A 12,060-nucleotide genomic window follows, 5' to 3' on the forward strand; every position below is an offset into this window, starting at 1 on the left:
GACCGATAGCCACTTGGTGCGCACTTGGGCGGAGGTGGTGTCGTCGCCGCCGGCGCGGGCGTTGGGAAGGAGCAAAAACGCTTGATTTTCCAGCCGGCGTGCGCCCGGGCAAGCCCGGTACTGCAACGCAAGCCCACAATTCTTGTCGGTGGCGCCTGAGCGGGGGTAACTTGTAGGAGCAATCTCAAGAATCACGTTGAGCAAGGGGGGATCGATGCGCACCGTGGAGCAATGGCTGGATGAATATGGCGAGAGTCATCGCAACGCCATCAACAAGACGCTGCACTGGATCTGCGTGCCCGTCATCGTCGTCAGCTTGATCGGGCTGCTGTGGTCGGTGCCCGCGCCACGGACTTGGCAGGAAATATCGCCGCTGCTGAACTGGGGCTTGCTGTTTCTATTGGCGGGCGTGGTCTATTACCTCTCCATGTCGTGGTCGCTCGCGGTCGGCATGGCGGTGTTCGCCGGGCTGGTGACGCTGGTCATCGTCGGACTGCAAAGCTTGCCGTGGCCGTTGTGGAGCGTCTGCATCGCATTGTTCGTCGTGGCGTGGATCGGTCAGTTCATCGGACATCACTACGAAGGGCGTCGACCGTCGTTTTTCAAAGACATTCAGTTTTTGATGATCGGTCCGCTATGGTTGCTCAGCTTCATCTATCGAAAACTGCGAATCCCTTACTAGTTTCGGTAGCTCACCGCGGCAGACACTCACGGATTCAGTGCCGGTTCAGTCCGGTTTTTCCAGGCTGATCCCCAGCGTGGCGCGGGTGCATAGTGCCGCGCGATTTTTTCAGCGGAGAGGAAACCTATGGTCGATCGTTTTTCCAAGCTCGCCGGTGTCGGCATCGTCGTGACCTGCCTGCTCGCAGGCTGCACCACGGTCAATCCGTATACGCGAGAGTCGCAAACCAGCAAGGCTGCCAAGGGCGCGGGCATCGGCGCTGCAGTGGGCGCGGTGGCTGGCTTGCTGACGAAAGGCGACAAGCTAGAGAACGCGCTGATCGGTGCGGGCGTGGGTGCGTTGGCCGGCGGTGGCGTTGGTTATTACATGGACGTGCAGGAAAAGAAGCTGCGCGACAAGCTCGAAGGCACGGGCGTGAGCGTTACGCGCTCGGGCGACAACATCACGTTGAACCTGCCGAGCAGCATTACTTTCGCGACCAACAGCGCGGACCTGAATTCAGGTTTCTATAACGCGCTCGGCGGCGTTGCGATGGTGCTGAAGGAATACAACAAGACGGTGATCGAAGTGGCCGGCCACACCGATAGCACGGGCAGCGACCAGTACAACCAGCAGCTGTCGGAGCGCCGCGCTTCGTCGGTTGCGAATTATCTGACGGGCCAGGGCGTTACTCAGCAGCGCTTGCTGACCGTCGGCGCGGGTGAGTCGCATCCGATTGCTTCCAACGATTCGGAGTCGGGTCGCGCGCAGAATCGGCGTGTCGAGATGACGATCGTGCCTATCACCAAGGGTTGATAGAGAAACATTCGGGTACATGGATGTACCCCGCCGCTTGCGGCGGCGAGAGGCAAAAGTCACGCCTTTTGCCGACTCGCACGAGGGTCGTAGCAGGATGCCCGATCCCGAGTAATAAAAAGGGCCGGCTCTTCACGAGTCCGGCCCTTTTGTTTACAGGGTCCATAACGCTGATTCAGTCCATTCGTTCGCTCATGCCGGCTCGGCCACCAGGCCGCGCAGCTTCTTGATCGCGTTCGCCTCGATCTGGCGAATGCGCTCCGCGGACACGCCGTACTTGTCGGCCAGCTCGTGCAGAGTCGATTTCTCGTCCTGCATCCATCGGCTGCGCAGGATGTGCTGGCTGCGATCGTCCAGCGTTTCCAGCGCCTGAGACAGCCGCTCGGCGGTGTCCTCGTCCCACTGCTCGCGTTCCACGGCGACCGACGGATCGGCTTCCGGGTGCTGCAGGTAGGCCGACGGCGAGTACGCGCCATCCTCTTCATCCGCATCCGGGGCCGGATCGAAGGACAGGTCGCGCGAGCTCAACCGCTGTTCCATGTCGGTTACTTCGGCGGTGGTCACGCCGAGGTCGCGGGCAATCGCCTTGGTCTCCACGTCCGTCAGCCAGCCCAGGTTCTTCTTGAACTTGCGCAGGTTGAAGAACAGCTTGCGCTGCGCCTTGGTGGTGGCGATTTTCACCAGCCGCCAGTTGCGCAACACGTACTCGTGGATCTCGGCGCGGATCCAGTGAACTGCGAACGACACCAGTCGCACGCCTACATCCGGATCGAACCGCTTCACCGCCTTCATCAGGCCGACATTGCCTTCCTGAATCAGGTCGCCAACGGGCAGGCCATAGCCGCTGTAGCCGCGGGCGATGTGAACCACGAAGCGCAGATGCGACAGCACGAGCTGACGGGCCGCGTCCAGGTCCTCGTTGTCACGCAGGCGACGAGCCAGATCCAGCTCCTCCTCCCGCGACAACACCGGAATGCGCGACACGCGATCGATGTACGAATCGAGGCTGCCGACCGGGCCGGCCAGCATGTTCAGGGGGCTGGCGGCTAGTTCGGTGTGAGAGCGAACAAGCGCAGTTGATGTCATGTCGAAGATTCCCCTCCAGTCAGTGGTCAGAAGTTTAGCAATCGCGATGTTTGAGTGCTAAGTCGACTTGAAAGTTCCGGCGGCGCCCATAGGTTCCGAACGGTTTGCGCTCAGCTAAACCGTTGATAATCCTGAAGTCTTTTAGCCTTCAGGCGGCCCGTGAACCGCAGTCACGAATGCCGTGACTGAGCATTCGGATTGGCGAGGAGAATCGACCGACTAGGTGGGTTCGATGGCCCGCAGATGGCGGGTGGCCGCAAGGTAAGACCCCAGCCAGCCCAGAACGATCCCGCTGCCGAGCAGGATCAGGGTGGCCCGTGCGTCCAGGCCGCCCAGCTGGAAGGCGCTGCCGTACAGGCCGGCCAGGCGGCCAATGGGCTCACGCAGGATGGCAATCACGGCCGCGGTGATGATCCAGGCGGTAATGCCGCCGCCCAGGCCGTACCAGATGCCGTTGTACAGGAAGGGCCGACGGACGAAGCCGTCGGTGCCGCCGACGAGCTTGGTCACTTCGATCTCGGCGCGGCGGTTCTGGATGTCCAGCCGGATGGTGTTGCCGACGATGACCATGACGCCGAGCGCCAGCAGCGCTGCGGCCACGATCAACCCCCGGCGGACCGTCTCGAGGATGGCATTGAGGCGATTCACCCAGGCCGTATCGAGCTGCACGACTTCCACCGACGGCATCGCGCGCAGGTCGGCGGCGAGGCTGTCGAGATTGGCAGAGGTCGTGAAATCCGCGGCCGGGGTGACGACCAACGTATGCGGCAACGGATTCTCATTGAGCGCATCGATGGCAGCGCCGAATCCCGAGTCGTGCCGGAACTCCTTCAACGCCGCGTCCGCCGTGATCACTTCGACGTTGCTCACATCACGGCGCTGCTTGATGCGGCCGGCAGTGCGGCTCGCATCTTCCGCGGAAGTGGGGCGCTTGAGGAACACTGTGAGATCGACGGCTTTGTTCCAATTGCCCGTTGCGTTCTGCGCATTGCTGATGAGCAGGTGCAAGCACGCGGGCAACGCGAGCGCGATGCCGATGACGAGCACCGTGAGCAGTGTGGCCAGCTTTTGCTGGGACAATCGGCCGAGCGAGCCGATCGAGGTCTGGGCGTGTCGGGTCAGCCAGGCGCTCATCACATCGCTCCTTCGGAGCCGGTGATGAGCTTGGCGGGGTCGACGAGTTTCTCGCCGGCGCTGATGCCCGCGGGAATGTCATCGACGACTCGGCCGCATTCCAGCCGCACCCGTCGCACCGGGAAATGCTCGAGCAGGTACAAGTCGTGGCTCGCGACCAGCACCGTCACGCCGACTTCGTTGAAGCGACGGAAGATATTCATCACTTCCAGCGACAGCTCGGGATCGAGGTTGCCGGTCGGCTCATCCGCAATCAGCACCGGCGGCTTGCTCACGACCGCCCGCGCGATGCCGACGCGTTGTTGTTCACCCGTCGAAAGCTCGAGCGGCACGCTCTGTTCGCGACCCAGCAGTCCCACTTGATCCAGTGCCGCGCGCACGCGCTTGCCGATTTCCTTCGTGCCGACACCCGCGATGATCAGCGGCAGCGCGACGTTGTCGAAGATGGTGCGATCGTGCAGCAGTTTGTGATCCTGGAACACCATGCCGATCTGGCGGCGAAACGCCGGGACCTTGCGACGCGAGACGCCGCTGACGTTCTGGCCATTGATGATGAGTTGGCCGCGCGTCGGCCGCTCGATCAACGAGATCAGCTTGAGCAGGCTGGATTTGCCGGCGCCCGAGTGACCCGTGAGAAACACGACCTCGCCGCTGTCGATCTCCAGTGAAAGATCGCTGAGCGCCTCGCGGCCGTTCGGGTAGCGTTTGAAAACGTGATCGAAACGAATCATGCAGATCGAGTCAGTCCCGCTTGAGCAACGCATCGACGAAAGACTCGGCTTCGAAGCCGACGAAGTCTTCGACGGTCTCGCCGACGCCGAGGTAACGGATCGGCAGTTTTAATTCGTTGGCGATGGCGAACACGATACCGCCTTTGGCGGTGCCGTCGAGCTTGGTCAGCACGACGCCGGTGACGCCCAGCGCTTCATGAAACAGCTTGGCTTGCTGGAGCGCGTTCTGCCCCTGGCTCGCATCCAGCACCAGCAACACTTCGTGCGGCGCGCTGGGATCGAGACGCCCCATCACGCGCTTCACTTTCTTGAGCTCGTCCATCAGGTTCGACTGCGTGTGCAGGCGACCGGCGGTGTCCGCAATCAGCACGTCGAACTTGCGGGCCTGTGCGGACTGCAAGGCGTCGAATGCGACGGCCGCGGGATCTGCGCCAGTCGCTTGCGCGATCACCGGCACGTCATTGCGCTGACCCCACACTTGCAACTGCTCGACGGCAGCGGCGCGGAATGTGTCGCCCGCCGCCAGCATCACTTTCATGTCGGCTGCTTTGATGATGCGGGCGAGCTTGCCGATCGTCGTGGTCTTGCCGGCGCCATTCACGCCGACCACCAGCACGACGAACGGAATGTATTTGCTGTCGATGACCATCTGGCCCTGCACCGGCCGGACGATGTCCATGAGCTGCTCGCGCAAGGCTTCCAGCAGCGCGTCCAGGTCGTCGAGCTCGTGGCGCGCCACTTTTTTACGCAGCGCCGTCAGAATTCTTTCGCTGGTGTCGACGCCCACATCGGCGGTGATCAGGCGCATCTCCAGCTCGTCGAGCACGTTCTCGTCGATCTTGCCGCCGGGAATCAGGTTCGCGAGGTCGTAAGTGAGCCACGAGTCGCCCCTGTTCAACTTGGTGCGCAGGCGCGTGAACAGGCTGACCGGCTCCTCGGCAGGAGGTGCAGGCGGTGGGGCGGCGGGCGGCTTGTCCTTCTTGAAACCGAACATTCGTGAGCTTGGATCAGGGTCTCGCGGCGGGGCGCGCAATTCTAACAGCAACGGCGGCGCGCGCCGGGGCTATCATCCGCCGCGCACATGGCCAGAGTTCCCAGCAATCGCCGCGCCGTCGGCAAAACCACCGCCCAGGCCGGCCGCCGTCCGCCGAATCAGTTACGCATCGTGGGCGGCCGCTGGCGCGGCATGCGGATCGATTTTCCCGACGTCGCAGCGATCCGCCCGTCGCCGGACCGGGTTCGCGAGACGCTATTCAACTGGTTACAGACGCACATCTCCGGCGCGCGCTGCCTGGATCTGTTCGCGGGCAGCGGCGCGCTGGGCATCGAAGCGCTGTCGCGTGGCGCCTCGGCGGTGACATTTGTAGACCGCGAGCCGCAGGTGGGCCGGCATTTGACGCAGACTTTGGAGCGTCTGGGCGCAGCCGGCGCGACCGTCAAAACCGAAGACGCGGTCCGTTTCCTGGAGCGAACGCCGCAGCCGTTCGACCTGGTATTTCTCGATCCGCCATTCGCTTCGACACTGTTGCAGGCGGTGTTCGCCAGGTTGCCGCAGGGTTGGCTGGCACCGGAAGCGCACATTTACGTGGAATGTCCCTCGAATGTGCCGATGCCACCGCTGTCAGCCGGCTGGAGCGTGTACCGTTCCAAGCAGGCGGGCCAGGTCGGCTATCATCTGCTGCGAGTCACGACGGCTCGCATCCGTTCCGCTGAAGAGGTTTTGCCATGACCGGCGCCATGTATCCCGGCACGTTCGATCCGATGACCAACGGCCACCATGATTTGGTGCGTCGAGCCGCCGGCATTTTCGATCGGGTCGTGGTCGCGGTCGCCGCCAATCCGGGCAAAGCTCCGCTGTTCACATTGGAAGAGCGCGTCGAGCTGGCGCGCGAAGTGCTGCACGACATTCCCAACGTCGAGATCACGGGTTACTCGGGTCTCACCGTCGAGTTCGCGCGACAACACGGCCTCGGTGTCGTGGTGCGCGGGTTACGAGCGGTCTCCGACTTCGAGTTCGAGTTTCAGCTCGCGACCATGAGCCGGCATCTGTCGGATAAGGTCGACTACGTGTTCCTGACCCCCACCGAGCAGTTCAATTTCATTTCCTCCACTCTGGTGCGCGAGATCGCCAGTCTCGGCGGCAACGTCGCGCAGTTCGTTCATCCCAAGGTCGAGGCCGCCCTGCAACGCGCATGGGCCAAGCGCCGCGCGCAGCAGTAGTCCTCGCCCGTTGAAGCGCTCGCTCGTCTGATTGATTTCGGACGAGACGCGCGCGATTCGAGATCCCATGAAAGTCATCCCGTTGCTTCGTGTCCGCGTTCTATTCGTTGCATTGTTCGTGTTGCCGCTGGCCGCGCTGGCGGATCAGCCGGATCGCCCGGGCAAAGCAGGCATCGCCAGTGCGCATCAGCTGGCGACCGAAGCGGGCATGGAGATTCTTCGTCAGGGCGGCAATGCATTCGATGCGGCGGTGGCTGTGAGCGCCGCGCTCGCGGTGGTCGAGCCGAGCAGCTCGGGTTTGGGCGGTGGTGCCTTCTGGTTGTTACATCGCGCCTCCGATGGTTTTGAAACGATGGTCGACGCGCGCGAAGTGGCGCCTCGTGCGGCCACTCACGACATGTTTCTCGATGAGAAGGGCGATGTCGTCAAAGGTCGGTCGACGTCGACTGCGCTGGCTGCAGGCATTCCAGGCGAGCCCGCCGGTTTCGAATATGTTTCCAAAACGTATGGAAAGCTGCCGTTCAAGACCGTGTTGCAGCCGGCGATTCGACTGGCGCGCGAAGGCTTTCCTCTGAACAATCGACTGCGCGGCGGCATCGTCGCCAAGCGCGAGACCTTCAACGCTGGCGCTGCGGCCAGAGTATTTCTGGATAACGGCCAGGTGCCGGCGGTCGGCTTCATCATCAAACAGCCGGAACTGGCGAAGACGCTGACGGCGCTCGCCGAGCGCGGCGCCGATGGGTTTTATAAGGGCCAGGTCGCAAAGCAGCTGGTCGACGGCGTAAAGAAAATGGGCGGCGTCTGGTCGCTGCAGGATCTCGCCGAGTACAAAGTCAAAGAACGCAAGCCGGTGGTAGGCGAATATCGTGGCGCTCGCATCGTCACTGCGCCGCCGCCGTCGTCCGGTGGCGTGGGCTTGATCAATGCGCTGAATATTCTTTCCGGCTACGACCTGAAGACGGTCGACGACGCGACGCGCGTGCACCTCATCGTCGAAGCTGCGCGGCGTGTGCACCGGGATCGTGCTGAATATCTGGGCGATCCGGATTTCGTGAATGTGCCGGTGGAGCGGTTGATGAGTCCGCACTACGCGGCTGGCCAGCGCGCGTCGATTCGCATGGATCGCGCCACGCCGAGTGATTCGTTGCCGAGTATCGCGCCAGCGCCGGTCGGCATGCAGACCACGCACTTTTCCATCATCGATGCCGACGGCAATCGGGTCGCCGGCACCATGTCGATCAACTTTTTCTTCGGCTCGGGCCTGATGGTGCCGGGCGTGGGCATTCTGCTGAACAACGAAATGGACGATTTCGTCGCCAAGGCCGGCGTGCCGAATGGCTTCCGCCTGGTGGGCGCGGAAGCGAACTCGATCGCGCCGGGCAAGCGGCCGTTATCGAGCATGACGCCGACGTTCGTCGAACGACCGGAAGGCGTGATGGTGCTCGGCACGCCGGGCGGCAGCTACATCATGGGCATGGTGTTGCTCGCCACGCTGGATTGGATGCACGGCGTGGCGCCGGATGAACTGGTGAAGAAGGGCCGTTTTCACCATCAGTACATGCCGGACGTTCTGTCGTTCGAGCCTGGTGCGCTCAGCGCTGACGTACAGGCGACGCTGAAGCAGTTCGGTCACAACCTGCGCGAGTCGCGCCAGCCCGGCAACGTACAGATCGTGACCTGGGATTACCAAACCGGTCAGGTCAAGGCTGTGTCCGATCCGCGTGGTGTGGGTGTCGGCGTCGTTTATTAACGCGTCAACATCACAAGCGCTACTTCTGACACTGCGGGCAGAAGTACGTCGATCGCTGCCCCTGCACGAAATGTTTGATCGGCGTCTTGCACACTCGACACGGATCTTTGGTCCTCTCGTAAACGTACAGCTTTTGGCGGAAGTAACCCGGATTGCCCTCCGGGTTGATGTAGTCGCGCAAGGTCGTGCCGCCGGCGCGAATCGCATCGTTCAGCACGTCCTTGATCGATTTGACCAGTGCGTCGAATTCGGGCCGCGTCAGCCGCCCCGCCGCGCGGCGCGGCCGAACGCCGGCGCGAAACAGCGCTTCGCTCGCGTAAATGTTTCCCACGCCGACCACGATCTGGCCGTTCATGATCAATTGCTTGATCGCGACGCTGCGGCCTTTCGCAGCCCGCGCCAGATATTCACCGTTGAACTCCTCCGACAGCGGTTCCGGCGCCAGCGATTTCAGCAATTTGTGCTGGAGCGGATCGTCCTCGGCCCATAGCAGGCTGCCGAACCGTCGCGGATCGTTGAATCGCAGGCATTGGCCGGTATTCATCACGATATCTACGTGATCGTGCATGGACGGCGGCGTTGCTGCCGGCAGAACGCGCAGGCTGCCCGACATGCCCAGGTGCAGGATCATGCTGCCGCGCTCGAGATCGAACACCAGATACTTGGCGCGCCGTCGCAGCTGAACCACGCGCTGCCCGGCGGCCAGTTCAGGCAGCTGTTTCGGTATCCGCCAGCGCAGTCGTGGCTCGCGGACGACGACTTTCGCGATCACCCGGCCGACGACCGAGGATTCGATGCCGCGTCGGGTGGTTTCTACTTCAGGTAATTCAGGCATGACGATGGCGATGATAGCGGTGCCATGCTCCGCGCATTGAAAGTCGCCGGTTCGGCTCGAACATAGCTGTCGCCGGTGCGTTGCTGGTGCTCAGGGAATGGCTCATTTGTGGGGGCTTTCGGGGTTGGTTATAGTCCGGCAGCCTGGTTTTTTTTGAATCCTATAAGCTTTGCAGCCTTGCAGGGGCGCCTGTGAATCTAGACTTCTTGTACGGCATTCTGAATCTCAGCTTCTGGGAATACGTGCTGGTGACCTTCGTGCTGATCCAGATCACGTTCATGGGCGTGACGCTGTACCTGCACCGGGACGCCACCCATCGCAGCCTCGATCTGCACCCCGCGCTACGCCATTTCTTCCGTTTCTGGCTGTGGATGACCTCGGGCATCGTCACCAAGGAATGGGTCGCCGTGCATCGCAAGCATCACGCGCGCTGCGAGACGCCGGAGGATCCGCACAGCCCGGTCATCGTCGGCTTGAAGAAAGTGCTGCTGGAAGGCGCCGAGCTGTATCAGGCCGCCGCCCGCGATCCGCAAGTGACCGAGAAGTTCGGTCGCGGTACGCCCGATGACTGGATGGAGCGCAACGTCTACTCCAAGTATCGGAACATGGGCATCGTGCTGCTCATCGTCGTCGATCTGCTGCTGTTCGGCGTGCCGGGCATCATCATCATGGCGGCGCAGTTGATGGCCAATCCGCTGCTCGCGGCCGGCGTGGTCAACGGGGTGGGCCACTACTACGGCTATCGCAATTTCGAGTGTGCCGATGCCGCTCGCAACGTGATGCCCTGGGGCTTGCTGCTCGCCGGCGAAGAGCTTCACAACAATCATCACGCGTTCCCGAGCTCGGCGAAGTTCTCGGTGCAGCGTTGGGAATTCGATATTGGCTGGCTTTACATCCGCGTCTTCAAGACGCTCGGCCTGGCCCGCGTGCTGAGGACCGCGCCTGAACCGGTGAAGGTCGAGCCTCGCGTGCACATCGATCTGGAGAACGTCCGCGCGGTGATCGTGAATCGCATGCACGTGCTGCGGGATTACACCCGCAATGTGACCTTGCCGGTCTTCCGCGAAGAACTGGGCAACGCCGGCGGCGCGTTGAGCAGCCGGGTCCGCAAGTTGCTGGTTCGCGAGCCGGCCTTGCTGGACGTGAATGCGAAGTCGCGGTTGAGCGAAGTGCTGGCGTCCAATCAGACGCTCAAGACCGTCCATGAATTCCGCGAGCGCCTCGCGGTGATGTGGAGCGGCGCGAATATGAGCAATGAAAAGCTCATTCAGCACCTGCGGGAATTGATCGCGCAGGCCGAGGCCAGCCGCATCAAGGTGCTCCAAGACTTCGCGGGCACCCTGCGCAGCTACTCGATGCCGCTGCAGCCGCACGCCGCCTGATCTCCAGGCGTTGGCCTCAGTGCCGACGGAAGAGCCCGCCCAAAAGGCGGGCTTTTTATTTCCCGCCAAAAGCAAAAGGCCCACCGAGGTGGGCCTTTCACAGATTCAGCAAGCAACCCGCCGCCAGCGGGCCAGCTCGACTTACTTGATCTTCGCTTCCTTGTAGGCCACGTGCTTGCGTGCCTTCGGGTCGAACTTGCGCACTTCCATCTTGTCCGGATGCAGGCGCTTGTTCTTGGTGGTGGTGTAGTAGTGGCCGGTGCCGGCCGTGGACACGAGCTTGATCTTTTCGCGCATGGCTGAGCCTCCTACCGGTTAGACCGCAACGCCCTTGGCGCGCAGTTCGGCAACGACAGTCTCGATGCCCTTCTTCTCGATCGTGCGCAGGCCGCGGGTCGACACGCGCAGGCTCACGAATTTGCGCTCGCTCTCGACCCAGAAACGCTGCACGTGCAGGTTGGGGAGGAAGCGGCGACGACGCTTGTTGTTGGCGTGTGACACGGTGTTACCGGTCATCGGCCCTTTGCCGGTGATCTGACAGACTCTGGACATGGCGGAGTACCTAATCTGAGGCACGCGGCTCACATTAAATTAATGGGACCGGGGGCCTAAAAACGAGTCGCGCTTTATACCAGCAGCGGCGGGCTTAGGGAAGTCGTCCGCGCCCCGAAAATGCCTGAAAGGCATCCTTTTACAGCCAGCCCCGCTCGGCGAAGGACTCGCAGACCCCGTCCCCGACGATCAGATGGTCCAGAACCCGGATGTCGACCAGGGCGAGCGCGTCTCTCAGGCGGACGGTGATGCTCCGATCGGCCGGGCTGGGCTCGGCGATGCCGGAAGGATGGTTATGGACCAGGATCAGCGCCGCCGCGTTCCGCGACAGGGCCAGTCGCAGGACTTCGCGAGGGTGAACGATGGCGCCATCGATGGTGCCGCGGAATAGCTCCTCGAAACCGACCACCCGGTAGCGGCAATCGAGCAGCAGGCAGCAGAAAACCTCGTACGGCAGGTCTCTCAGCCGAAGCTGGACGAACTCCCGTGTGGCCTGGGGGTTCTCCAGTGCCGAGCCGACCGTCATCAGTTCCTGGTAGTGCCGTCGGGTCAGCTCCAGCGCTGCCTGGAGCACTACATACCGGGCCGGGCCGAAACCGCGCGTCTTGCAGACTTTCAGGCGGTCCGCAGTCAAAAAGGCGCGCAGCGATCCGAAATCGGCCAACAGATCTCGGGCCACGTCCAGGGCGCTTCGGCCTCGAACCCCGGCGCCCAGCAGGATGGCCAGCAATTCGGTCTCGCTCAGTCCTGCCGCGCCGATCTTCAACAGTTTTTCTCTCGGCCGGTCGTGCTCCGGCCAGTTGCGAATCGACATCCTTGTCTCCCGGCGATGCTCCGGACGCCTTGCCCGGACGCGCTAGTCTGCCGGCCGGCGGGGCGGCGCTTTCGGCTCG

At 62.6% G+C, this 12,060-nt stretch carries 14 protein-coding genes; 6 read left to right on the plus strand and 8 right to left on the minus strand.

Annotation, left to right across the window (positions count from 1 at the left end; all coding sequences use genetic code 11):
* The first annotated feature begins 214 nt into the window (after positions 1-214).
* Entirely contained in the window at positions 215-682 is a 468-nt protein-coding gene (locus tag EK373_RS06070) for an Mpo1 family 2-hydroxy fatty acid dioxygenase (protein ID WP_129641823.1), read from the plus strand.
* A 126-nt stretch (positions 683-808) separates the two neighbouring features.
* The gene (locus EK373_RS34210) at positions 809-1,477 is read left to right on the plus strand and encodes an OmpA family protein (protein ID WP_129641824.1); all 669 of its coding nucleotides are present in this window, start codon (positions 809-811) and stop codon (positions 1,475-1,477) included.
* A gap of 192 nt (positions 1,478-1,669) precedes the next feature.
* Here the strand turns inward: EK373_RS34210 and rpoH are convergent, their stop codons facing one another.
* The 4 genes from rpoH to ftsY form a co-directional block, all read right to left on the minus strand.
* Entirely contained in the window at positions 1,670-2,506 is an 837-nt protein-coding gene (rpoH, locus tag EK373_RS06080; protein ID WP_232831094.1) for an RNA polymerase sigma factor RpoH, read from the minus strand.
* Positions 2,507-2,782: 276 nt separating this feature from the next.
* The gene (gene ftsX / locus EK373_RS06085; RefSeq protein WP_129641826.1) at positions 2,783-3,697 is read right to left on the minus strand and encodes a permease-like cell division protein FtsX; all 915 of its coding nucleotides are present in this window, start codon (positions 3,695-3,697) and stop codon (positions 2,783-2,785) included.
* Complete coding sequence (gene ftsE / locus EK373_RS06090) at positions 3,697-4,428, minus strand: cell division ATP-binding protein FtsE (RefSeq protein ID WP_129641827.1); 732 nt, start codon at positions 4,426-4,428, stop codon at positions 3,697-3,699. Before ftsE ends, ftsX begins: the two co-directional genes overlap by 1 nt.
* 10 nt (positions 4,429-4,438) lie before the next feature.
* The gene (gene ftsY, locus EK373_RS06095) at positions 4,439-5,422 is read right to left on the minus strand and encodes a signal recognition particle-docking protein FtsY (RefSeq protein ID WP_129641828.1); all 984 of its coding nucleotides are present in this window, start codon (positions 5,420-5,422) and stop codon (positions 4,439-4,441) included.
* Between the two features lie 87 nt (positions 5,423-5,509).
* Between ftsY and rsmD the strand changes: the two genes are divergently transcribed.
* The 3 genes from rsmD to ggt all read left to right on the plus strand — a co-directional run bounded on the left by rsmD (position 5,510) and on the right by ggt (position 8,398).
* Complete coding sequence (gene rsmD, locus EK373_RS06100) at positions 5,510-6,157, plus strand: 16S rRNA (guanine(966)-N(2))-methyltransferase RsmD (RefSeq protein ID WP_129641829.1); 648 nt, start codon at positions 5,510-5,512, stop codon at positions 6,155-6,157.
* Positions 6,154-6,648: a pantetheine-phosphate adenylyltransferase gene (gene coaD / locus EK373_RS06105; RefSeq protein WP_129641830.1), complete on the plus strand. Its 495-nt coding sequence runs from the start codon at positions 6,154-6,156 to the stop codon at positions 6,646-6,648. Before rsmD ends, coaD begins: the two co-directional genes overlap by 4 nt.
* Positions 6,649-6,715: 67 nt before the next feature.
* Positions 6,716-8,398 carry a gamma-glutamyltransferase gene (gene ggt / locus EK373_RS06110; RefSeq protein ID WP_129641831.1) on the plus strand — a complete coding sequence of 561 codons (1,683 nt, stop codon included), beginning with the start codon at positions 6,716-6,718 and terminating at the stop codon, positions 8,396-8,398.
* A gap of 19 nt (positions 8,399-8,417) precedes the next feature.
* Here the strand turns inward: ggt and mutM are convergent, their stop codons facing one another.
* The gene (mutM, locus tag EK373_RS06115) at positions 8,418-9,233 is read right to left on the minus strand and encodes a bifunctional DNA-formamidopyrimidine glycosylase/DNA-(apurinic or apyrimidinic site) lyase (RefSeq protein ID WP_129641832.1); all 816 of its coding nucleotides are present in this window, start codon (positions 9,231-9,233) and stop codon (positions 8,418-8,420) included.
* Positions 9,234-9,424: 191 nt separating this feature from the next.
* Here mutM and EK373_RS06120 point away from each other — a divergent pair, with 191 nt between their 5' ends.
* Positions 9,425-10,615: a DesA family fatty acid desaturase gene (locus EK373_RS06120; protein ID WP_198683098.1), complete on the plus strand. Its 1,191-nt coding sequence runs from the start codon at positions 9,425-9,427 to the stop codon at positions 10,613-10,615.
* 141 nt (positions 10,616-10,756) lie between these two features.
* On the opposite strand, the gene rpmG is transcribed toward EK373_RS06120, so the two are convergent.
* The 3 genes from rpmG to radC form a co-directional block, all read right to left on the minus strand.
* Positions 10,757-10,912, minus strand: a complete 156-nt coding sequence (rpmG, locus tag EK373_RS06125) for a 50S ribosomal protein L33 (RefSeq protein WP_129641833.1) — start codon at positions 10,910-10,912, stop codon at positions 10,757-10,759.
* An 18-nt stretch (positions 10,913-10,930) separates the two neighbouring features.
* Entirely contained in the window at positions 10,931-11,167 is a 237-nt protein-coding gene (gene rpmB / locus EK373_RS06130; RefSeq protein ID WP_129641834.1) for a 50S ribosomal protein L28, read from the minus strand.
* A 139-nt stretch (positions 11,168-11,306) separates the two neighbouring features.
* Entirely contained in the window at positions 11,307-11,981 is a 675-nt protein-coding gene (radC, locus tag EK373_RS06135; protein WP_129641835.1) for a RadC family protein, read from the minus strand.
* Between the last annotated feature and the right edge of the window lie 79 nt (positions 11,982-12,060).

The organism is Peristeroidobacter agariperforans (genome assembly GCF_004138335.1).
Taxonomy (GTDB): domain Bacteria; phylum Pseudomonadota; class Gammaproteobacteria; order Steroidobacterales; family Steroidobacteraceae; genus Steroidobacter; species Steroidobacter agariperforans.

Coding starts and splice junctions, on each gene's coding strand:
- EK373_RS06070 (WP_129641823.1), top strand. CDS start 215: ATGCGCACCGTGGAGCAATGGCTGGATGAATATGGCGAGAGTCATCGC.
- EK373_RS34210 (WP_129641824.1), top strand. CDS start 809: ATGGTCGATCGTTTTTCCAAGCTCGCCGGTGTCGGCATCGTCGTGACC.
- rpoH (WP_232831094.1), bottom strand. CDS start 2,506: ATGCTGGCCGGCCCGGTCGGCAGCCTCGATTCGTACATCGATCGCGTG.
- ftsX (WP_129641826.1), bottom strand. CDS start 3,697: ATGAGCGCCTGGCTGACCCGACACGCCCAGACCTCGATCGGCTCGCTC.
- ftsE (WP_129641827.1), bottom strand. CDS start 4,428: ATGATTCGTTTCGATCACGTTTTCAAACGCTACCCGAACGGCCGCGAG.
- ftsY (WP_129641828.1), bottom strand. CDS start 5,422: ATGTTCGGTTTCAAGAAGGACAAGCCGCCCGCCGCCCCACCGCCTGCA.
- rsmD (WP_129641829.1), top strand. CDS start 5,510: ATGGCCAGAGTTCCCAGCAATCGCCGCGCCGTCGGCAAAACCACCGCC.
- coaD (WP_129641830.1), top strand. CDS start 6,154: ATGACCGGCGCCATGTATCCCGGCACGTTCGATCCGATGACCAACGGC.
- ggt (WP_129641831.1), top strand. CDS start 6,716: ATGAAAGTCATCCCGTTGCTTCGTGTCCGCGTTCTATTCGTTGCATTG.
- mutM (WP_129641832.1), bottom strand. CDS start 9,233: ATGCCTGAATTACCTGAAGTAGAAACCACCCGACGCGGCATCGAATCC.
- rpmG (WP_129641833.1), bottom strand. CDS start 10,912: ATGCGCGAAAAGATCAAGCTCGTGTCCACGGCCGGCACCGGCCACTAC.
- rpmB (WP_129641834.1), bottom strand. CDS start 11,167: ATGTCCAGAGTCTGTCAGATCACCGGCAAAGGGCCGATGACCGGTAAC.
- radC (WP_129641835.1), bottom strand. CDS start 11,981: ATGTCGATTCGCAACTGGCCGGAGCACGACCGGCCGAGAGAAAAACTG.